20 protein-coding genes are annotated in these 20,925 nt (G+C 46.2%); 8 read left to right on the forward strand and 12 right to left on the reverse strand.

The features are described from left to right. Nucleotides 1-207 precede the first annotated feature (207 nt). Nucleotides 208-3,009, forward strand: coding sequence for a M16 family metallopeptidase (locus K7R11_RS12520; protein ID WP_224491077.1), 2,802 nt, complete (start codon nt 208-210; stop codon nt 3,007-3,009). Between the two features lie 47 nt (nt 3,010-3,056). On the opposite strand, the gene K7R11_RS12525 is transcribed toward K7R11_RS12520, so the two are convergent. From K7R11_RS12525 to K7R11_RS12570, 10 genes are all read right to left on the reverse strand, one after another. Beyond that, the gene (locus K7R11_RS12525; RefSeq protein WP_224491078.1) at nt 3,057-4,331 is read right to left on the reverse strand and encodes an alpha/beta hydrolase; all 1,275 of its coding nucleotides are present in this window, start codon (nt 4,329-4,331) and stop codon (nt 3,057-3,059) included. A gap of 180 nt (nt 4,332-4,511) precedes the next feature. Then, nucleotides 4,512-5,012, reverse strand: a complete 501-nt coding sequence (locus K7R11_RS12530) for a GyrI-like domain-containing protein (RefSeq protein ID WP_224491079.1) — start codon at nt 5,010-5,012, stop codon at nt 4,512-4,514. Nucleotides 5,013-5,023: 11 nt separating this feature from the next. Beyond that, nucleotides 5,024-5,566 carry a dihydrofolate reductase family protein gene (locus tag K7R11_RS12535; RefSeq protein WP_224491080.1) on the reverse strand — a complete coding sequence of 181 codons (543 nt, stop codon included), beginning with the start codon at nt 5,564-5,566 and terminating at the stop codon, nt 5,024-5,026. Nucleotides 5,567-5,575: 9 nt separating this feature from the next. Next, nucleotides 5,576-6,310 carry a sulfite exporter TauE/SafE family protein gene (locus tag K7R11_RS12540; protein WP_224491081.1) on the reverse strand — a complete coding sequence of 245 codons (735 nt, stop codon included), beginning with the start codon at nt 6,308-6,310 and terminating at the stop codon, nt 5,576-5,578. 47 nt (nt 6,311-6,357) lie between these two features. Beyond that, on the reverse strand, nt 6,358-6,885 hold the full coding sequence (locus K7R11_RS12545; RefSeq protein ID WP_224491082.1) for a DUF1643 domain-containing protein: 528 nt from the start codon (nt 6,883-6,885) through the stop codon (nt 6,358-6,360). Beyond that, complete coding sequence (locus K7R11_RS12550; RefSeq protein ID WP_224491083.1) at nt 6,882-8,780, reverse strand: beta-N-acetylhexosaminidase; 1,899 nt, start codon at nt 8,778-8,780, stop codon at nt 6,882-6,884. Before K7R11_RS12550 ends, K7R11_RS12545 begins: the two co-directional genes overlap by 4 nt. 100 nt (nt 8,781-8,880) lie before the next feature. Next, nucleotides 8,881-9,333, reverse strand: coding sequence for a hypothetical protein (locus tag K7R11_RS12555; RefSeq protein ID WP_224491084.1), 453 nt, complete (start codon nt 9,331-9,333; stop codon nt 8,881-8,883). A gap of 182 nt (nt 9,334-9,515) precedes the next feature. Continuing rightward, nucleotides 9,516-10,061: a type 1 periplasmic binding fold superfamily protein gene (locus tag K7R11_RS12560; protein ID WP_224491085.1), complete on the reverse strand. Its 546-nt coding sequence runs from the start codon at nt 10,059-10,061 to the stop codon at nt 9,516-9,518. 21 nt (nt 10,062-10,082) lie between these two features. Continuing rightward, nucleotides 10,083-12,494 (reverse strand): TonB-dependent receptor, encoded by a 2,412-nt coding sequence (locus K7R11_RS12565; RefSeq protein WP_224491086.1) that lies wholly within the window; start codon nt 12,492-12,494, stop codon nt 10,083-10,085. Nucleotides 12,495-12,579: 85 nt separating this feature from the next. After that, nucleotides 12,580-12,879: a hypothetical protein gene (locus K7R11_RS12570; protein WP_224491087.1), complete on the reverse strand. Its 300-nt coding sequence runs from the start codon at nt 12,877-12,879 to the stop codon at nt 12,580-12,582. Nucleotides 12,880-13,083: 204 nt separating this feature from the next. Here K7R11_RS12570 and K7R11_RS12575 point away from each other — a divergent pair, with 204 nt between their 5' ends. From K7R11_RS12575 to K7R11_RS12605, 7 genes are all read left to right on the forward strand, one after another. Continuing rightward, on the forward strand, nt 13,084-13,524 hold the full coding sequence (locus K7R11_RS12575) for an Hsp20/alpha crystallin family protein (RefSeq protein ID WP_224491088.1): 441 nt from the start codon (nt 13,084-13,086) through the stop codon (nt 13,522-13,524). Between the two features lie 26 nt (nt 13,525-13,550). Beyond that, nucleotides 13,551-13,988, forward strand: a complete 438-nt coding sequence (locus tag K7R11_RS12580) for a hypothetical protein (RefSeq protein WP_224491089.1) — start codon at nt 13,551-13,553, stop codon at nt 13,986-13,988. Nucleotides 13,989-14,172: 184 nt separating this feature from the next. Further along, nucleotides 14,173-15,408 carry a PAS domain-containing sensor histidine kinase gene (locus K7R11_RS12585; protein ID WP_224491090.1) on the forward strand — a complete coding sequence of 412 codons (1,236 nt, stop codon included), beginning with the start codon at nt 14,173-14,175 and terminating at the stop codon, nt 15,406-15,408. Beyond that, nucleotides 15,405-16,451 carry a response regulator gene (locus K7R11_RS12590; RefSeq protein ID WP_224491091.1) on the forward strand — a complete coding sequence of 349 codons (1,047 nt, stop codon included), beginning with the start codon at nt 15,405-15,407 and terminating at the stop codon, nt 16,449-16,451. The genes K7R11_RS12585 and K7R11_RS12590 overlap by 4 nt, the downstream gene beginning before the upstream one ends. A 93-nt stretch (nt 16,452-16,544) precedes the next feature. After that, a complete protein-coding gene (locus K7R11_RS12595; protein WP_224491092.1) occupies nt 16,545-17,327 on the forward strand; it encodes an MlaE family ABC transporter permease in 783 nt (260 codons plus the stop codon). Further along, a complete protein-coding gene (locus tag K7R11_RS12600; RefSeq protein ID WP_224491093.1) occupies nt 17,324-18,103 on the forward strand; it encodes an ABC transporter ATP-binding protein in 780 nt (259 codons plus the stop codon). Before K7R11_RS12595 ends, K7R11_RS12600 begins: the two co-directional genes overlap by 4 nt. 8 nt (nt 18,104-18,111) lie before the next feature. Next, on the forward strand, nt 18,112-19,083 hold the full coding sequence (locus K7R11_RS12605) for an MlaD family protein (RefSeq protein ID WP_224491094.1): 972 nt from the start codon (nt 18,112-18,114) through the stop codon (nt 19,081-19,083). A gap of 62 nt (nt 19,084-19,145) precedes the next feature. On the opposite strand, the gene K7R11_RS12610 is transcribed toward K7R11_RS12605, so the two are convergent. Then, nucleotides 19,146-19,916, reverse strand: a complete 771-nt coding sequence (locus K7R11_RS12610) for a coiled-coil domain-containing protein (RefSeq protein WP_224491095.1) — start codon at nt 19,914-19,916, stop codon at nt 19,146-19,148. A gap of 114 nt (nt 19,917-20,030) precedes the next feature. Further along, nucleotides 20,031-20,903 (reverse strand): DUF808 domain-containing protein, encoded by an 873-nt coding sequence (locus tag K7R11_RS12615; RefSeq protein WP_224491096.1) that lies wholly within the window; start codon nt 20,901-20,903, stop codon nt 20,031-20,033. Nucleotides 20,904-20,925 lie beyond the last annotated feature (22 nt).

The following is a 20,925-nucleotide window of genomic DNA, read 5'->3' on the forward strand; positions in this document are numbered from 1 at the left end:
AAGGCGAGGTCTTAGTTTTATACATGTTCAAATTAAGTAGAAAAGTCTCCTTTTAAGGAGACTTTTCTTATTTGTAGATCAGGTATTTTGGACAAGAAGTGCTATGGAAGGACGACTTTTGGAAATTTAACAAAATATTACAACTGCCTGTTTAGGTGATAGCCTTAATTACTGCGTCTAAAGAATAGATAACTTAAATAATAAATTATGAAAAATATACTCAGGGTCTTTTGTATTGGAATTCTGGGAATTTCTGCCATCCATGGCCAGGAATCCAAATCGGTTCCGATGGACAAGGCTGTGGTAACAGGTCAGTTGGAAAACGGTATTAAATATTATATCCGGCATAACGAAGAGCCAAAGGACCGCGCCTCTTTTTACTTTGCTCAAAATGTAGGTTCTGTTCTTGAAAAGGATTCTCAGCGCGGACTGGCACACTTTTTAGAGCATATGGCTTTTAACGGACTGGAGCATTTTGAAGGGAAGGCCATGCTGGAATACCTCGAAAAGAATGGAATTCGTTTTGGTTCTGAGATCAATGCCTTTACCGCTTTTGATGAAACGGTTTACAACGTAAGCAGTGTTCCTGTGGGAAGAGAACAGCTTCTCGACTCTGTACTGCTGGTACTGAAGGATTGGTCTAACGGACTAACCCTGAACGGTAAGGATATCGATGAAGAGCGGGGGGTCATTAACGAAGAATGGAGAACCCGGAATACCCCGGGTCTCAGGGCTGCTTTCAAAATCTGGGAAGAGGGAACCTTAAAAGGTTCAAAATACGCAGAGCGTTTCCCGATTGGTCTGATGGAAGTGGTCAACAATTTTGAATACGATGAATTGCGCGATTATTATAAAACCTGGTATCGCCCGGACCAACAGGCCGTTGTGGTTGTTGGGGATATTGATGTGGAGGCGATGGAAAAGAAGATCAGAGCGCTGTTCTCCACCATTCCCCTTCGCAAGGGACTTCCAGAGAGGGGTAGCTTTGAGGTGCCTTTACCGGGAGAATTTAATTATGTGGAAGTTGTGGATCCGGAACTAGGTTCTGCCAGCCTGCAATTTATTGCCAAGCGGAAAGCTGACGATTACGAGGGGACGGAAAAACTGGACATGGATATGGTCCAGTCTGTGGTAAGTTCAGTTTACGGAAGCCGTATGAGCGAGTTTCTGACCAATGTGGAGGCACCTGCACTTTCTGTACGTTTTGGTTATTCGAATTTTGTTCGTCCAACTGAAGTCTTTACCCTGAGTGTTACACCGAGAGAAGGCAGGATGGTGGAGGCCATGGAATTCGCCCTGATGGAAATGAAGCGACTTGCCCAACACGGCGCTACCGAGGGAGAATTGGAAAGAACCATCACCGCGATGAAGACCGGTATCATTAACCGTGAAAAGAATAAACATAAGATCAGCAACGATCAGCATGCCAAGCAATTGTACAACCATTATTTTAATGGGGGTCCTTTAGCAGATATTAGTTGGTACAAAGATTATGCCCTGGCCAGGCTGGAAACCATTTCGAACGAAGATATTAAAGCCTGGATCAATGACCACTTTGACCTCAGTAATACGGTTATAGCCGTTACCGGTAACGGGAAGGAGGAGTATCCGTCCAAGGCTGCATTTGAAGGGGTATTGGAGAAGGTGAAAACCCTGGAAACATCGCCTTACAAGGACACCTATGTCGATAAGCCTCTGGTGGAAGATGAGCTTAAGGATGTAGCCATAGTAGCTACCGAGCAGATCGAAGCCCTTGATGCAAGGATCTACACCCTGGAAAACGGAGTGCGTTTTGTACTTTACCCTACAGACCATAGCAAGGATCAGATCATGATGAAGGCTTACAGCCCGGGAGGAATGTCTTTACTCAATAAGGAGGCATTACCTGCTGCACAACTGGCAACCTATGTAAGCAGTCAATCCGGCCTGGGAAGTTTTGACCTGAACGATCTGAGAAAGAAATTGAAAGGGAAAAGGGCAAATGCTTCTGTCGGGCTCCAGGGCAATGCCGAAAGCCTGAACGGCAGCAGTAACAGGGAAGACCTGGAAGTATTGTTTCAGCAGGTCTACCTGTTTTTTGAAGCCCCCAGATTTGAAGAGGATGCGCTGAGCCTGACCAAAGACTTCATCAGGAAAAATCTTAAGAGTAGGGAAGGAGATAAGCAGGCCATCTTCCGGGATTCCCTGCAGCTGGCTTCGGCCAACTATCATGAGCGGGTATTTTTCTTTGATGAGGAATTGGTTGAAAACATTGACCTGGCAACCATAAAAGAGGTGTATGCCGATCGCTTCTCAAACATTTCGGATTTCACCTTTTTCTTTGTGGGAGATTTCGATGAAGCCCGTTTAAAGGAATACGCACGTCGTTATCTCGGGTCCATTAAAGGCCAGGGGAAGGAGGAAACCTATATTGACCACGATATGGAACCAGCTAAGGGAAAAACCCTTGTACACCTTAAGGAAGAGCTGGAGACACCCCAAACTTCGGTGAATATTTCCCTGACGCATGAGATGCCTTATAATTACAGAAACACCATTAAGAACGGTATGCTCGCAGAATTGCTTAAGAAAAGATACAATGAGGTGATCCGGGAGCAGGAAGGCGGAAGTTACGGCGTAGGGGTCGGTTCAAACGTAAGCAGGATTCCGGATGAGCGGTTTGGCCTTTCCGTTAATTTTAATTGTAATCCGGAAATGAGGGATAAACTCGTGGCCGTGGTTTATGATGAAATGCAAAAGATCCAGGGACATATTGAACTGAATGACCTCGTAGAGGTGAAGAAGAATATGCAGAAGTCGCGTGCAGAACAGTACACGAAAAATTCATATTGGATGAGTGCCTTGCTCGGACATGTTCTGTATGGAAATGAAGTGATAGATCAGGAGGATTTTAATACCCTGATCGATGACATTTCAGCAAAGGAGCTCATGGAGTTTGCAACCTATATCAACAGTGCAGATGTGGTGGAAGGGATCCTTGATCCGATTGTCTCTGAGACTGCTGAATAGGCTGATTTTTGTGTTAAACGAAAAACCCCGGTGAGCACCGGGGTTTTTTATTGCTTTCTTTTCAGAAAGTGAAGTTTTTGCATGGAGATGGGATTTCTGTCCAAAGTGACGGCCTTGAGATAGTACTTTTCTGCGTGATAGGGACGGTCTGTAGCCAGGAAAAAATCGCCCATGGAATCGTAGGCTCTTGAACTTTCCGGGAAATTGGTGATATTGAACCGAAACAGGGCTTCGGCCTTTTCAAAGTCTTCCAGCTCCAGGCTGCGGTATCCCATGGAGCTGATCAGATCTTCCTCAGGAAGCACCTCGTATCCCAGCTCCCTGGAAATATTTTTGTAATGGTTACGGAAGGCCCTCAAAAAACGCTGGGTACTGATGTTGTGAAGGATCTCCGGGTCAAATTGCTTTAGTACGGGGTCGATATTATAAAAATCAAAGATCCTGGAAAAGGCATCATAGAAAGCCGGAATACTGATATTGGCATGACTGTTATCCTGATAAAACCGATAGTGGAACTGATCTTTTCCACAACCGTTTTTTTCCAGATACTCCGCATAGGCCGTAATGGCCCTGAAATGTGCGGTACGGTTGCTCCTGTCGTTTTCAACGGCCATGAGGTCTGTACCCTCCGGAAGGGTATTGGCAGCGGCAAGATAGAACTCGGTATCCGTGTTCAGAGGACAGTTTTTGTATGGGTCCAGTTGTTTTATCAGGTAGTTGTTATCCCACCAGTAGCTGGGGTCTATGGCAATATAATTGCGAAAGGCCTGGTTCGCTGTGTGCATGGCATAGGTGGTAAATAATCCTCCAAGGGAATGCCCAAGAAGGCTTCTGTAGGAGGTGGCAGGATAGTGATTTTCTACATAGGGGATAAGCTCTTCTGTGATGAATTTTAAAAAGTCGGAGGCTCCCCCCGTATTCTTCAAATACGTTTCCGGCATATCCTCCAACCGGTGTATCCTGGATGGGGTCAGATCCCGCATGCGATCTGTGCTTTCGATGCCGATAACGATCATTTTTGGCCAGAACATCTCTTCTCCCAATTGGCTGGCCATGGCCGCCATAGCGGTAAAATGTGAGCTGGCATCCAGAATGAACAAAACCGGATACTGCATGCCCCGGTCATACCCCATGAGGTAGTTCGCGGGTAAATGCACCCAAATCCGCCTGTTTTCCTGTAGAATTTGAGAATAAACCTCGTCTACATGGGCAAAGGAAAGGGTTTCCCGCCCTATGCGTTCGGGAATAGTGTCCTGTCCCGAAACTATAGTGGTGACGAGAAATAAGAATGCATTAAAGAGCCATCTGCAGTACCTGTCCATTTCCTGCGTTATTGAATCACAGGTCAAGTCGTTGTTGTGTTAAAGGGCGGGAGGTAAGAGGGTAGAATGATTAATCGGCGTCTAAAATAATGAAATTCAATGAATTAACGCATTATTATCTAGCGATTTTTCTGTATAAAGTGAGGGAATGTTAGGTTAATAGGAGGGAAAATCACTTTTTTATTCATTCAAACGAACCGGGACCCAAACTTCTTCTTCTGCATCCGGGTGTTCCGGCCCTTTGTACTCCGGAGTCATGACCTGCAGGTGGGGACGTTGTTCCAGTACATATCCTGAATCCGGCAACCACCCGTTAAGAATGTCATCCATGGTTTTAGAAAATTCCCTGGCCGGTCCGCGATGCAGGAAAACTGCATAGCTGCCCGACGTTACGGTAAGGCTTTCAACCTCCTTAGGTAGCAGGTTCGCCTCATTTCTCATACGTATTCCGGCCCAGAAATGGATGATGGTCGCGGGACCATATTGGGGTGAATCGGGATTCGTCTGGTATTCCTGGACGGCATAGAGATAGGAGTCTGCCCTGCCGGAGGCAAGTGTTTTTAACAGCGGCATAAATTTCATCCAGGGTTCCTGGGGTTGTATCCTGCAGGCTTCAAAGGATCTTTTAATTCCGATGATCCTGAAACCGGGGCTATTGATGATTCTTTCCGGGGAAATCATAAAATAAAATTTTAGTCTTTAATGATCTTGTAATGGGAATAGACCATACCGGAAGGATACGACCAATTCTCCAGAAGCGATAATCTTACAGGCTTCCTGAATTCCGGGAACAGGCGAATGCCTTCTCCAAGTACAATGGGTGCGGTAAACAACATGATCTCGTCAATACACTGGTGCTCCAGGAAAGAGCGGGTTGTGATCCCGCCTCCCAGTAACCAGATGTGCTTATCACTCCATACATTTTTGATCCTTTCGACCTCTTCGAATAAGTCTCCGGAGAATACTTCGGTGTTCGGGGTGTCGATGGCCAGCTCCGGATGCCTGGATACCACAAGTGTTCTGCAATGCTGATAGGGCCATTCTGTGCCAAACCCCTTGATGACCTCATAGGTTTTTCTACCCATGATCAGGGTGTCGATATCCGATAAGAAGTTTTTATACCCATAGTCGTTACTGTCAGGGTTTTCCAGTTTTTCCAGCCACTCCACACGGTGCTCCTTATCGGCTATATATCCGTCAAGAGAGGTGGCGATGTACAAGATGACTTTCTTCATGATGGTGGTTTAAAATAAAGTGGAAATTACACGTATAAAACTGATCAGCCCGATGATGAGGATAAGAAGCAGGGAGAATCGTTTAAACTTTTCCTGAGGGATATACTCCAGGATCCTTTTCCCCAGCCAGGTACCGAGAAGTCCGATGGCGAACAGAAAAGGGAGATAGGTTAATTCCTGCTTTCCGATATAGCCATTGTCATAGTATACGAATGTCCTGCTGAGGTCTACCATAAAATCAATAAGAGCGGAGGTGGCGATAAATACACTTTTCTCCATATTGAAGGCGTTCATAGTGATCCCCCGGATCGCTCCTCCTGTGCCCAGTAACCCTGCCGTAAGCCCGGATAATACCCCACCGGTCACCGATTGGGGCTTTCCGGCGGTGATCACCAGGTTTTTTCTTATCAGAAACAGGAGACTCATGCTTATCAGGAATACCCCAAGGATGATCTCCAGGTAAAGACTGTTAACAAACCTGGAGAGGTAACCACCGATAATGACAAATACCACTGAAGGTATTCCGAGGTAAACCAGGAGAAATTTGTTCAGGCCCTTTTTAAATAAAAAGATCTTACTGAGGTTACTTGACAGGTGAAAAATGGCTGTCATTCCCAGAACTGAATGAAAATCAAAATAAAAACTCCCAAGCGGCACGAAGAAAACCGATGAACCAAATCCGCCAATAGTACCGATGATCTCAGCAAATAAGGCTAAAACAAGAAATAGATATTCGATTTTCATGTTTTCAGGATTCCGTTTTTATTCCTATCCTTAAAGATAGGAGATAATTATAAGTGTTCCTTCGCATAGGATTCCGGGTAAAAGGAAATGAGTTTGCTTTGCTTTCCCGCATACAGAGGGTGTCTGGGGTGTCCTTTAAGGGTAGGAGGTGATAGCTGAATCCAGGAAAAAGCGTTTTTCCTGCTCAACTCCACTATGGCACCACAGGAATGCTTTAAATATTTCCGACGTTCTATGATATTGCCCCAGGCTGCCCAGATGTTCCGGATCGGAAATTGGCCGAGCACCTGTTCGATAATCTCCAGGTTTCGTTTGTGAAGGGGTTTCCGCATCCGTTGCCTGAGATTTTCCGGATGGGTTTGGCGTTCCGGCCAGAGATTGAGAACGATCCAGCCATCATAACCATGAGCTGAGGCAATGTGCCGGATCCTGTTTATGGTGTGGTCTGGTTGTCCCGGAGCAGCCGTACTGGGATTGGCAGCGATCACTGCGAGCATATGCTTTCCCTGAACGCCCAAAGCAAAACGGCAGTAATTGCGCTCATCGGTCATATAGATCCAGGCCTTTTGATTCATATTCCTTCCAGATAGTGTATTCGGACATCCTCCAGTTTTTGGGCAGAATCATCCAGTCCTCCGGGTCTGTTTCGCTTTAACCATAGTTTTTTATGGACTTCGATAAGTAGTTCCAGGGAATCAGCCATTGCTTTTCTTTCCATTTCAGGAATATGCTGAACCTCCCCGTTAGCAGCCTCCAAGCGTTTTAATCCCAGTTCGATGGCATGGAGGGAAAGGGATGCTGCCTGGCGAAGTTCTTCCTTAAGCAGAACTCCGTCCCGGACTTGAGGCCGCGAGGCTTCCAGGAGTTCAAGGCCTTTGAGAAGTTCTTCTTTTGATCGTAAAAGGCCCTTGGCCGTCATCTCCCGTGTCTGGTAATTTCCCTCCAGAGACCATGCATACCGATGCAGCATCAAATGAAAAATGTTTGCATTTCCGGGGGGAATTCCACTAACGGAATATGCATTTCCAAGGGTTAACAGGGCCCTGCTGAATTGTGCTGTCGGATCTCTGAACATATGCAGGTCCATCCAGGCGGCAAGTTCCGGTTCCGGGTCTTTCTCCGGGTTCCATGAAAGAGAGGCCCCCGCAATGATCGTGGGAATACTCACTACGGCAGGCTGCCAATGGCCATGATCGCCCCAATCGGTCAGCAGATAGCCTCTGGCTTCATTGCTGTAACCGTTACGGGCGGCATTCCTGAGGTTCTCAAACCCGTTACTGTTTCTTCCGGTAAGCGATCTCCAGGAGGAAGTTCCGGGACAAACGTAAAAATCGATACCGGCATTCCGGAATTTGGGAAGGTGTTCGTCGAAAGGATAATCTGCACTGTATCCCCATACCAGGGCCGTGATGTCTTCGGGCAGCTCATCGATGAGTTCCGGGTAGTTCAGAATGATATCGCCCCAGAACTGTACTTTTTTGCCGTGACTGGTTGCCGCGTCGTACAAATCTTTTACATAATCGAGGTAAACCCGGCCTTTTCCGTATGCTTTGCAACGTTCAGCCGATCTTCCCAGTCCCAGTTCTACGGTCTCGTCGCACCCGATATTGAAATACGCACTGCTAAAATTGGGTAGCAGTTCGTCATAGAGCGATCTCATGAATTCCAGGGACTCGGGATTTACAGGGTTCAGGGAATGCCGTTTTCGCAGCCCCCATATGGTATTGCAATTTTCAGGACATTCGGCCAGATCCAGGTAGGAGTCATGCTCAAGCCAGCGCTCCATATGACCAAAGGAATTCTGGTTAGGCACCAGATCGATATTTCTTACCCCGCAATAGGATTCCAGGGTGCGAATCTGTTCGGGGGTCATCGGGCTGGCATTTTCCCAGACTTCCCGATGTTCACTGTAGGCGAAGGTATGTTCGGTGTAAAGCTGAAGTTCGTTATACTTCAGGGAGGCCAGCATATCTACCAGGTCAAACAGGGTGTTCATGGTGGGGACTTTATCCCTGCTGATATCCAGCATATATCCCCGGCGTTCAAATCCGGGGTGGTCTTTTATTTCCAAAGCACTGGGAATCGAGTCTGCAAAAGCAGTGCTGAGCTGTTTCAGGGTTTGCCATGCATAAAACACTCCGGAGGTATCAGCAGCCTTTAAGGTAATGCTGTCATTTCTGATGCGCAGGGTATAACCCTGATTTGGGATCTCTTTTGAGGTCAGGATCCTGAGGAAAAGATGTGATCCATCTTCCTTAGGGTTGAGTTTCCAGTGTACTTCCATATCCTTTTTAAGGACAGTGGAAAGCGGTATTCCAAATGATTCAAGAGCATGCAGGGCTTCGGGAGATAGTCCTTTCCCGGGAAAAAGGCTCATTTCGCGGGGTACCGGATACAATTGTGGTACATCCTGTGCATGTCCAAAGCAGGAACACAGGAATATGCATAAAAAGAGAATTCTTCTGATCAAGATAAAGGCTTTTAGTTATGGTAAAGCTAATAAAACGGAAGTAGTAAAAAAAAAGAACCCGGAACAAGGGTCCGGGTTTTAAATTGCAGGCAGGCAGCACTTAATCCACTCCGAGAACCACCTCCAGGTCTCCTTCGATAAGGAAAACGTGGCAACAGTCAAAGGCTACGGTAAAGTCTTCATCAACTACCAATTCTCCGTTGATATACCCCTCAAAGGTGAGGCTAATTACCCTGGATCTGAAATCGGACAGGTAACTGTCACTGATCAGGGGGTACATACCGGAGGCCTGATATACCTCCAGGTCTTCCTGGGAGTAATCCAGGGTAAGGTTTCTGCCGCTCTCCACCCAGGTTACAACAAATTCATCCAGGGCTATAGGCTCCTGGCTTCTGTTTACGACAGAAACATCAAAAGCCCGGAACTCTTCGGTACAAACGGCGTTACCGCAATTCCCCTGGTTGCCATCGTCGTCACTATTGCAGGAGACCCCGAAGGAAAACACAATAGCAAAGAACAGGACATACTTTAAATATCGTTTTAAGGAATTCATAATATTGTGAAATTAGTGATTTGTTTCTGGTTTGGTTGTGGTATAACACCTTAAATTTAAGTAAAATAACTTTTAATTTATAGGTATTTGCAGGTATTGTGCCAAGTTTTTAATGGCCTCTGGAGGTAATAGTAAACAAAAAAACCGGCGAAAGCCGGTTTTTAAGAGTAAGCAATTTATTTTTAGTTGATTACAACCGTAAACGCAACCTGCACATCTGTTTCACCTCCAAGATCGTCTCTGTCTGTACCTGTTTTGGAAACAGGTTCATGAACCAGGTAAGTGGTAACAGCACCCGAGGTGGTTCCGGTCGCGCTCCAATTCGTTAGAATACCTAGCTTGTTACCCTGGGTATCTTCGAAATCCCCGCCAGCGGGAGAAATGGTAAGGGAAGAAATATCGGTTTCATAAAAAACCTGGTGCTCATCAGCCTCTTCGATCACCTCTTCTGTGATATCAATGATATTCCCGGGATTAGAAGCATTGAAAAAGCCTATTTCCACGGCATAGGTTTTTCCGGAGTTCAGTACAATGGGTTCTGGTGCTGTAGCGCCTTCTTCCCAGATAAAGGTCTCCATGGCCTGGGTGTCGGTATCTGTGATTTCCAGTACCACCCGGTCAATAAGTTCTTCTTCATTGATCTGTTCCGGGGTGTCATCGTCTGAAGAACATGCACTCAATACGATTAAGGCAACAAGGGCAAGATTGATTTTCAGGAAACTTTTCATAAGGATATAAATTAAATAGAATTAATAATTGATTTTGATTTGTAATTGTAGATTTCTTCCCAGGTCGTCCGCATAGAACCTTTGCCTGTTGAGGTAATCCCTGTAGGAAGTGTTTAAAATATTATTTGCAAGAAGTGCAACCTGCAGTTCATTGCCTTTTCCCAGCCCAAAAACCATGGAGGTATTCATTCCCAGCAGGTGATAGGCGGGGGGAGGGGTACTCAGGTCTACCGTACGGGTTACCGGAATTCCGTTTTCAATGATCTCAATTTCAAAATTATTATCGGGGAAATTGTTCTGTCGGAAGACGTAATCACTTCGAATGCTGATACTCAGGTTATGGAATTCCGGATAGTTGTAACTCACCTTATTGCTCATGTTTGCAGCAGGGATGTCTATCAGGGGAGCATCTCTGTCAAGATCCTTCCCGTACACATAGGAGAATTTATGGAAACTGGACCAATTCCGGTTGTACTGGTAGGATGCATCGAGGTCTGCTCCCAGCATGTTTGCGTTTGTTTGGCGGTACTCCCAAACCGGGAAGGCTCCCCTGATGGTTTCCTCCAGTCCGGAGGGCTCCAATACGATAAATCCGTTTATATAGCTAAAGTAGGGAGCAATGGAAAATTGCAGGGCGCCTTCTGTTTTTTCTGCTGAAAAGGAGAATTTATGGGCAACCTCTGAATCCAGGTCCAGCGCTCCGGTCTCAATAGCAGCCGCAGAATGGTGCAGGCCATCACTAAAAAGTTCTGAAGGGTTCGGGGCCCTCGATGCCAAAGCATAGTTGATCAACCAGTCAAAGGAATCCCTCGTATACCTGCCACCCAGGGTACCCGAAAAATTATGGAAATTCAGGACGGGATTTACAAGGATCTGGTTGCCGAAAACAGCTTCTTCAAATTCCGGAAATTGCGCGTCATAGCCTCTTTCCGTCCAGGTGTCCAGGTCATAATACTTCTGGGCATCCATTCTGGAGAAATCATAACGTATCCCGGCCTCCATCAGCCACTGGTCGTCAATGTGATAATTGCCGGAAAGGAATCCCCCAAGATCGTACCGGTCGTAATCCGGAATGAGCCTTCTCACTCCGGTTGCCGGATCAGGGAAATTGTTCTGATACATGGCTCTCAATCCGGTTTGCAGTTTAAAACTGGATTGGGCATCGAATTCGAAATCGGTGGTAAGGGTATGTGTATTCAGGGTGAGGTCCAGGGAAGGACGGTTGTCATTATCTTCGCCTCTTCTGATATCAAATTCAAGCCGGTTATTACTTTGATAATCGTACTGCAGGTTCCACCTTCCCAGCCCTTCGAGGCGCTTATACATGTTAATCTTGGCCAGATGATGATCTACCTTCTGTTTGGGGGCGAGGATATCATAGGTATGATCCCTGATGATGAGAGGTTCGTCACTTCGCAGGGCCCTTTCCAGGTCTTCTACATTCCCGATATGTGAGGCCCTAAGAATTCCGATCTCATTGTTGTAATAGCTGTAAAAAGCATCAAAACCGAACTCCAGGCTATTATACCCGAATCCGCCGCTAAACCCCTTCTCAAATACCCCGGTATTGCTCAAAATGTAGTCCGGGGCTTCAAAGTCACCGAGTCTTTTGATACTTCCCTGTAACTTCCAGTTCCATCCGGTATCGTATCCCTTAAATAGGGATGAGGCCAGGGTTCCTCCACGGCCATTGGTAGCTCCGGTAAGGATGGTACTTCCGTAAAGCGTATCGCGGGGAAAGATGCGTTCCGGGGAGGCTACGATTACCCCGCCAATGGCGTCTCCTCCGTATTTCAGAGCAGAAGCACCCTTAATGACGCTAAGGCTGGAGGTACTGTTTAGATCCAGGTTAGGGGCATGTTCGCTCCCCCATTCCTGATCCTGCAGGCGTACCCCGTTATTCATGATCAACACCCGGCTGCTATGCAATCCCTGGATTACAGGCTTCACAATAGCACTTCCGGTATTCAGGGATGACACACCACTTATTTCCTTCAGGGCATCCCCCAAACTTTGTCCGCTGTACTGTTCTATGGTTTGTTTACCGAGAAGCTGTTCCTGACCGGTTTGGGTTTTGCGGGCTATCCGGGACTCGGTTACCACGACCTCTCCCAATTCTTCCAGGTGGTGCTCCAACCGGATTTTTTTGTAAGTATCTCCCTCGATGGAGACCTCCAGGGTGGTGTCATCGCATTCCGGATGTGTAACCCTGACCAGGTAGGAGCCATTACACAGTCCTTTTATGGCGAACTTTCCATTGAAGTCTGTTGTCGCCTTTTCATCGGTGCCGTCCAGGGTAATGATGGCACCGAACAAGGGCGTGCCTTCATGGAAGTCGACCACTTCGCCCAAAAATATATTATTACAATCCTGAGCGTAAAGCCCCAGACTGATATGTATTAATGAAAATAGTACAACAAGATGTTGTTTCATAATTCCGCTACTCTGTAAAAATTAAGTGATATAAGAGGATACCGGTGAAACCAGTAAGGTATACCTGTATAAATAAAACAAATATTTATACCAGAGGCGGAGGCCTGGAAAACAGGGAGAAGAGGAGGGCTGTGGCGTGAAATTGTTCCCCCGGGAAAAACGCCTGTACATTAGTTTCGATAGGCTCTGTCAGGTGGTACTCCGACCCAATTGGATCTGAGATCATGGCAGGCGCCTGACTCAGGATGATCGCACTTTCACAGAATGCACAGCATTCAATACATTCATCTTCATGAGAAAGGGAATGATAGGCAGCAAATTTGGCTGAGATGAGAAATGTCACCAACAATACAGTGATAATGGTATGTGCCTTTTTTGCATACATAAGTACAAACCTAATAAGAAAATAAGGAGTTCCATGTTAAAGAAATTAAAATAAAGTCATGCCAGGGGCTTTAAACCGGCAGGAATAGCAGTTTTCAGGGACGTTTTACATCACAATTCTTTGCGGGAGGTGACCTATATCATTTTTTTTAAGGGTATTGGAGTTTAAATTCGGGATTGTAAGTTCAACATTAAATCACAGGTTATGTCACTCATCAAATTTAACAGAAGACGTCCATGGTTCTCTCAGGAACTGGAAGACCTCTTCAATTCAGAAAACCTGTTGAGGGAAGATTTCCTGAACAGGAGTGTCCTCAGGCAACCTGCAATGAATGTCAGGGAGGATGAGGAGAAATATGAGCTTGAACTGGCGGTTCCGGGACTGACCAGGGAGGATTTTCAGGTTACCGTGGAAGACGGGTACCTTACCATAGCTGTAGAGAAGGAAACCACTGCAGAAAGTACCGAAGATTACTACACCCGTAAAGAATTCAATTTCGAGCGTTTTCACAGGTCCGTATTGCTGCCTGATGATGCCCGTGAGGATGAGATCAGCGCAAATTATGAAGACGGACTGCTGCGCATCGGAATTTTTAAAAAAGATCCGGAAACAGTTAGCAGGGTAAAAAAGGTGGAAGTGGATTAAGGTTCACCTCCCTAAAACAAAGAATGATGAATACGAGCAATAACAGAAAAGAGATCGACCTGAAGAAGGCAGAGGTCCTGCATCGGGATGCAGGCGACTGGTTATCGGAAATGGAGTTCATGAATAATGAAATGGAATTTTTTGGAGAAATGCTTCGGAACTATTTTATGGCACTGGCCGAAAAGAACTTTGAACAGGAAAAAGTACTGATTAAAAACAGGCGAACCATCTCCAATGAGATCGAACTGATGAAACAAAGGGTCAAACTGCACCACGATCGCCTGATAAGACTTATTGATGAGTCCCATCGGGAGCGATCAGAAAGGGAGCTGGAGGCAGAGCACTATGAAGTGGCCTTGAATTTCAAAAAACTGAGGAAAGAATTTATTTCCTATAAAAAAGATCTTTATGACACCATTACCGTGGTAATGAAAGGGCAAAAACAAAAGAGCTTAACCAGCTAATGCCTTTATGTTGATAACAGGATTTTTGGATGCGGAACCAAACAGATGACCATAGCAATGCTATTAGATTCAGGATTTCAGCTTTAAGGGAGAAATGAAATCTGTTTGGTTCCTTTCCTGTTTTGCTGTGTGTTTTAATACGTGCAGATGCACAGGGTATCGTGGAAAAAAGGTAAATTAGAGTATGTCGGGTTTTACTGCTTACCAGGAGGTTTTTGAAGTCCTCACCAATTCGATCTCAGAGGGGGTCCTGGTGGTTGGAGCAGACCAGCACGTACTTGCAGTGAATGAGCCTTTACTGGAAATTTTCGGCTATGACCGGAAAGATCTGGAAGGGCAGAATTTTGAAGTGCTGATTCCGGGTTTTAAAAGAGACCGGCACCGGGAATATTTCAAGGGTTTTTTAAGGGAGCATTCCAAAAGGCGGATGGCCAGTGGCAGGGTTCTTTACGGCAGGCATAAGAATGGCAGTGAGATCCCTCTTGAGGTGGGGCTTACCCCTATTGTAACCGACGATTCCTTCTTTGTGGTGGCCTTGATTCTCGATGTAACCGATAAATACCAGCGGGAGAAGTCGATAGAAAGACTGAACAGAGAGTTGGAAGATAAGGTCAGGCAACGCACAGAACAGCTCAATCAAACCGTGGAGCATCTTACCCGCGAGTGCGATAAAAGGGAAATGGCCGAGAATAAAGTTCGGGAAGCCCTCAGAAGGGAGAAAGAGCTCAACGCCATAAAAACCAGTTTTATGCAGATGGTTTCTCACGAATTTAAGACCCCTTTAAGCGGTATCCTGACCTCGGCTATGCTTATTGAAAAGTACAGGGAAACAGATCAGCAGGAAAAGCGCCTGAAGCACCTGGAAAGCATAAAGCGCAAAGTCCAGCATCTGGATGCGCTGCTCAATGATTTTCTTGCCGTTGAACGGCTGGGTGCCGGACGGGAAAGTTACAGGTTCTCCCAATTCTGGTTAGGCGATCTGCTGAGGGAGGTGGTTAACGAGAGCGAACAGGTGTTAGGTTCCCGACAAACCTTGCTTACCGATATTCCGGTGGGTGCCATTCAGATGTACCAGGATAAGGTGGTGTTGAACCTGATCCTTTCCAATGTACTTAATAATGCCATTAAATATTCCGATGAGGACGGAGAGATCCGGCTGCTGGCCGAAAGGATCACCGACCAGGGACTTATCAAAATAAGGGTGCAGGACAAGGGGGTAGGTATCCCCAGAGACGAACAGCAATACATCTTTTCCAGATACTTCAGGGCATCCAATGCCAAGAATATAAAAGGCACGGGCATAGGACTTAATATGGCTAAGAAGCACCTGCAGAACCTGGGAGGACATATCTTTTTTACCAGTGAGGAAGGGGAGGGATCAGAATTTACCATTATGATCCCAGAAATATTACAGCAATGAGAAAGGTCTTGTTAATAGAAGATGACGATCAGTTAAGAGAGAATATTGCCGAATTACTCGATCTCTATAATTATGAGGTATATACTACGGCAGAGGGAGCCAGGGGAGTGGAACTTGCCCGGGAAGTACATCCGGATGTAATTGTTTGTGATATCATGATGCCGGGAATGGACGGCTACCAGGTTCTGGAAAAGCTTTCCCATAATGAGGAAACCATGCGCATCCCCTTTATTTATATGTCGGCCAAATCGGATAGGGCCGATGTGAGAAAGGGTATGGACCTGGGGGCAGACGATTATATTCCGAAGCCCTTTGAAGAACAGGAGTTGATTAGCGCTATTGAAAACCGCATTGCCAGGGTGGAACTGCTTAGGAAAAAGCAGCAGGAACAAGGAGATTTTGCGGAGGTTCCTTCCCTGCAAAACCTCGATAACCTCAAGGCCTGGTTCGCTCAATATGGAGAGATCCTTGAATTTCGCGCAAAAGACCATATTTATGAAGAAGGGAATCATTCCAATTATGTATATCTCATAAAGGAAGGAATGGTAAAGACCATCACCATGGATGAGTCAGGACATGAGCTGATCAATAAGGTTTTCAGGCCCGGGGATCTGTTTGGTTATACCGCGCTTATGGAAACCACGCCGTACAGGGAAACTTCCATTGCCATACAAGCGGCTCAGCTCTTCGCGGTAAATAAGGAAGTTATGTCCGGTATCCTTTTAAAGAATCACCATCTCACCATGGATATCATCGATCTCTTATCTTCAGATATCCTCTCTTTTAAGGAGCGGTTATTACAGATGGCTTATGGAACCGTACGTAAAAAGGCTGCATCCTCCATTTTACAATTCTTAAAACAATTGGAACCCAAACCCCAGGAAGGGATCTATATCTCGCGTTCGGACCTGGCCAGTGTGGCCGGTATTGCTCCCGAAAGTTTTATCCGGGCATTGACCGAATTTAAGAACGAGGGATTGATTTCATCAAAAGGAAGAAACATAAGGGTGCTCGATGTGGAAGGCCTGAAAAACGTCCTTTAGGCTTCGATAAACGATAATATGTTACTGAAGGTGAGAAATATCCTGTGATTTTTTTAATTGTCGTAACTTTAATTTTCGTCAAACGTATACCACATGGTAAACCTTGGAGACATTAGAGACCGTGTGTTTTCCTTTTTTGAAGAAGTGGGAGCCCTTTCACGGTTTACAAGCCGTTTTTTCCGCGAAGCCTTTCGCCCTCCTTTTGAATGGGCAGAATTCCTGAACCAGTGTTATTATGTTGGAAACAGGTCTTTAACCCTGGTGGGGATCACCGGATTTATTATCGGCCTGGTGTTTACAATGCAGTCGAGGCCTACCCTTTTAGAATTCGGTGCGGTATCCTGGATGCCTTCCATGGTTGGACTTACCATTGTGCGGGAAGTTGGTCCGGTGGTCACGGCATTGATTTGTGCAGGACGTATCGGGTCGGGTATCGGGGCAGAACTGGGATCCATGCGGGTAACTGAACAGATCGATGCCATGGAGGTCTCCGGTACCAATCCATTTAAATACCTGGTGGTTACCCGTGTGCTGGCTTGTATTTTTATGCTTCCGCTACTGGTTTTAATAGGTGATGCTCTTGCCCTCTATGGTTCTTACCTGGTGGAACACGTTAAAGGAGATGTGTCTTTTCAATTGTATTTTAACCAGGTTTTTGACGCCCTTACCTTCGGGGACCTGTTGCCCTCAACGATCAAGTCGTTCTTTTTCGGACTTGCCATTGGGGTGGTGGGTTGTTATAAGGGCTATTATTGTTCTCATGGAACGGTAGGCGTCGGGGTAGCGGCCAATACGGCTGTTGTAGTGGCTTCGTTACTGTTATTTATCCTGGATTTTATGGCCGTTGTGGTCACCGATATATTTTACGACCTATGAAAGCAGCACAAACATCACGTAAAACGTCATCGTCAGGGCCTGACGGCAGATCACGCGTGCTGGAGATTCGCGACCTGAAGAAGCAGTTTGGCGAAAATAAAGTGCTTAACGGATTTAATATGGACCTTTTCCAGGGAGAAAACCTGGTGGTCATGGGGCGTTCCGGTTCGGGAAAATCGGTGATGATTAAATGTGTTGTGGGCCTGATGCAGCCCGATAGTGGAAGTATCAAGATTCTTGGAAAGGAATTAACCCATTTGGACCGGCCTGAGCTGGATACCCTGAGAACCGAGATCGGATTTCTGTTTCAGGGCAGTGCCCTCTACGATTCCATGACGGTACGGGAGAATCTGGAGTTTCCCCTGCGCCGGCATGCCGATAAGGTGGGCAATCGCGATACGGAGTCGCTTATTATCGAAGCCCTGGAGAGTGTAAAGCTGGCACATACCCTGGACCTGATGCCAGCGGAATTGTCCGGTGGTATGCAGCGCCGGGTGGCCCTGGCACGGGCGTTGATCCTGAAACCGAAGATCATACTTTACGATGAGCCTACCAGCGGTCTGGACCCGATAACGGCAAAGGAGATTATAAAACTCATGCAGGATATCCAGGATGAATACCAGACCTCGTCGCTGATCATAACCCATGATGTGGATTGTGCACGGGTGATCTCCAACAGGATGATATTATTGGTGGACGGAGTTAATTACGCAGAAGGAACCTTCGCCGAATTATCAACTTCTCAGGACCAGAAGGTGAGGGCGTTTTTTAAATAATGATGAATATGGCAAGCAATACTTCAAGAAATATAAAACTGGGAATTTTTGTTACCCTGGGGGCACTGTTATTTATGCTGGCCGCGTATCTGATAGGAAATGACCAGAACCTGTTTCAGGACACCTTCCGGCTCAAGACCAAATTCAGGAACGTTAACGGCCTTCAGACAGGAAATAACGTAAGGTTCTCGGGAATCCATGTCGGAACGGTTAAAGACATCGATATGATCAATGATACCACCGTGGTGGTAGATATGGTTATCGAACGGAGGATACAGGAATTCATTAAGACCAATGCCGTGGCTAACATAGGATCGGATGGCCTGGTGGGGAGCAGGGTGCTTAATATTGTTCCGGGCGCCGGGGATGCGCCCATGGTGCAGTCCGGAGATTTTATCGAAGGTTATGCCAAGCTGGGAACAGAACAAATGATGAGTACCCTGGGTACTACCAGTGAAAATATTTCCCTGCTCACTTCCCAACTCATTCAGATTACCGAAAACATCAATGCCGGGAAGGGCACCCTGGGAATGCTGATCGCCGATACTACCCTGGCCGGAGATTTCAGAAAGACCATCGCCAACCTCCGGGAGACCTCAGAAAGGGTGTCAGCCAGCATGGCCAGTATCAATACTATGGCTTCGCGCTTCGACGATAAGGATGGCCTGGCATATGCCATCCTGAAGGATACCGCTATTGCCGAAAGCTTCCGTACCACTATGAAAAACCTCGAGGAATCCGGAACCCACATCAGGGAGGTGAGCACCTCGTTAAATGCGATAAGCAGTAAACTGGAATCGGAAGAAGGGGCTCTTGACTATTTAACATCAAACCAGGAACTGGTGGATCAATTAAAACAGATCCTGGATAATGTGGAGCACGGCACACAAAAATTTGATGAAAATATGGATGCCCTCCGTGAAAATTTCCTGTTTAGAAGATATTTCAGGAAGTTGGAAAAGGAGGAGGAGAAGCAATAAAAAAAGCTGAACGGTGATGTTCAGCTTTCTTGTGTATTGTATACGGTATCCGATCGCCGGTTTTAGCGACCATTTTTGATCTCTTCTCTTAACCAAAGGTAGTATTTGTCAAATCGCGGATGAAGCTTGATATAGGTTACATCGGCATCTGCTGCCTTTCCAACGGCCTCAATCCTGCCCGCTTCAATGCCTCCTGTATTAACGAGATAATCTGCTATTACCGCAGCCTTGTTGGCTACTCCCGACCAACTGGAATTCCCATTGCTCTCAACGGTTACAGCCAGGGTGTCGTGGCGCGCGATGGTGGCTGCCAGTTTGTTCATGAAATCACTGCCTGAATTGCTCAAAGCGATCTTGTTATTGGTATTGGCGAAGGTGGTGGAATTGTTTAAGATTACCAGTACAGCCCCGTTTTCCACCCCGATCTGGGCGTTTTCTCCCAGGGTGCTTTTCAAATCGGTTAAGACCTGGTATGAAATCGAATCATGAGCACTGAAACTCTCATTGATCCCTTTTAACTGGGCCTCTCTTTTTTGGAGTGCCTCCAGGGTCTGGGTGATATGGCTCGATTTCTGGGTAGAGGCTGCAATGAACTTGTTAAGGTTGTCCAGAAGATCCTGGTTGGTACGTTTTAACTGATCGTTTTGCTGCTCGATCGTGGTTGCTTTGGTTTGGGCGGTCTTCAACTCCCGTTGGGTGGTAACCAGTTCGGTCTCCAGAGAATCAATCTGACCATTCAGGTTACTGACTTCTTCAATAAGTTCACTTCTTCTTTGCGCGAAAACCTGTGTACTTAGGAATACGGCAAATAATACAGGTAAGAGGGTTCTCATTTATCTTTGATGCTTTTCGGTTAATGGCCGCAAGATATTAAATTTTATGGGTATTCGGCAATACCCGGATTTTTAACAGTGGGGATCTCAGGGAAGGGGCATTAACTTTTATTTTCAGTGTGACTTGCCAAGAATTTTTTTTGATCCATTAAGAATGCCGAGGACTATAAATCCAATGATCAAACCCGTTAGAAACTCTGCCAGGATCGAAGGTAAACCATGTAACAGGTCGTGAATGAAGGGAATATTATGAACAAAGATACCCCCGGATACCAGTAAAAGGGCAATGGTGCCAATTACCCCCAGCGACTTGATCACCCATGGCAGGGCATTGACCAGGAGTTTACCGACCTTATCGGAGAAAGAATGCTCTTCCTTATTCAGGTTAATGAGATTGTATCCCATGTCATCCATTCTCACGATCAGAGCTACGATCCCATAGACCCCCACTGTGGCCACCAGGGCTATAAAGGTAACCACCAGGATCCGGGTAGGCAGGGTTTCCTGCATAACCGTTCCCAGGGCAATAATGATGATCTCGACAGATAGGATGAAGTCGGTAACTATGGCCGACCTGATCTTTCCTTTCTCCTGTTCAAGAACTTCCTTTTTACTTAAGGGTTCAAGTTTAGCCTCTGTTTTATGCGAATCGCGGTGAAATAAATATTCATAGATCTTCTCTGCACCTTCGTAGGCCAGGTAAAGCCCACCGGCAATAAGGATAATCGTGATCGCCCATGGAGCAAAAGCACTCAGCAGAAAAGCAACAGGAAGAATGATCAGCTTATTAAGCATGGAGCCTTTGGTGATGGCCCATAGCACAGGAAGTTCTCTGGAGGAGACAAATCCGGAGGCCTTTTCGGCATTTACTGCCAGGTCGTCTCCCAGAATACCTGCAGTTTTTTTTCCGGCCACCTTACTCATGGTGGCCACATCATCCATCAGGGAGGCAATATCATCTAAAAGTGCAAAAAAGCCTGAAGCCATAATTGTATCTGGTAATAAGGTT

The sequence above is a fragment of the Robertkochia flava genome, from assembly GCF_020166515.1.
GTDB lineage: Bacteria > Bacteroidota > Bacteroidia > Flavobacteriales > Flavobacteriaceae > Robertkochia > Robertkochia flava.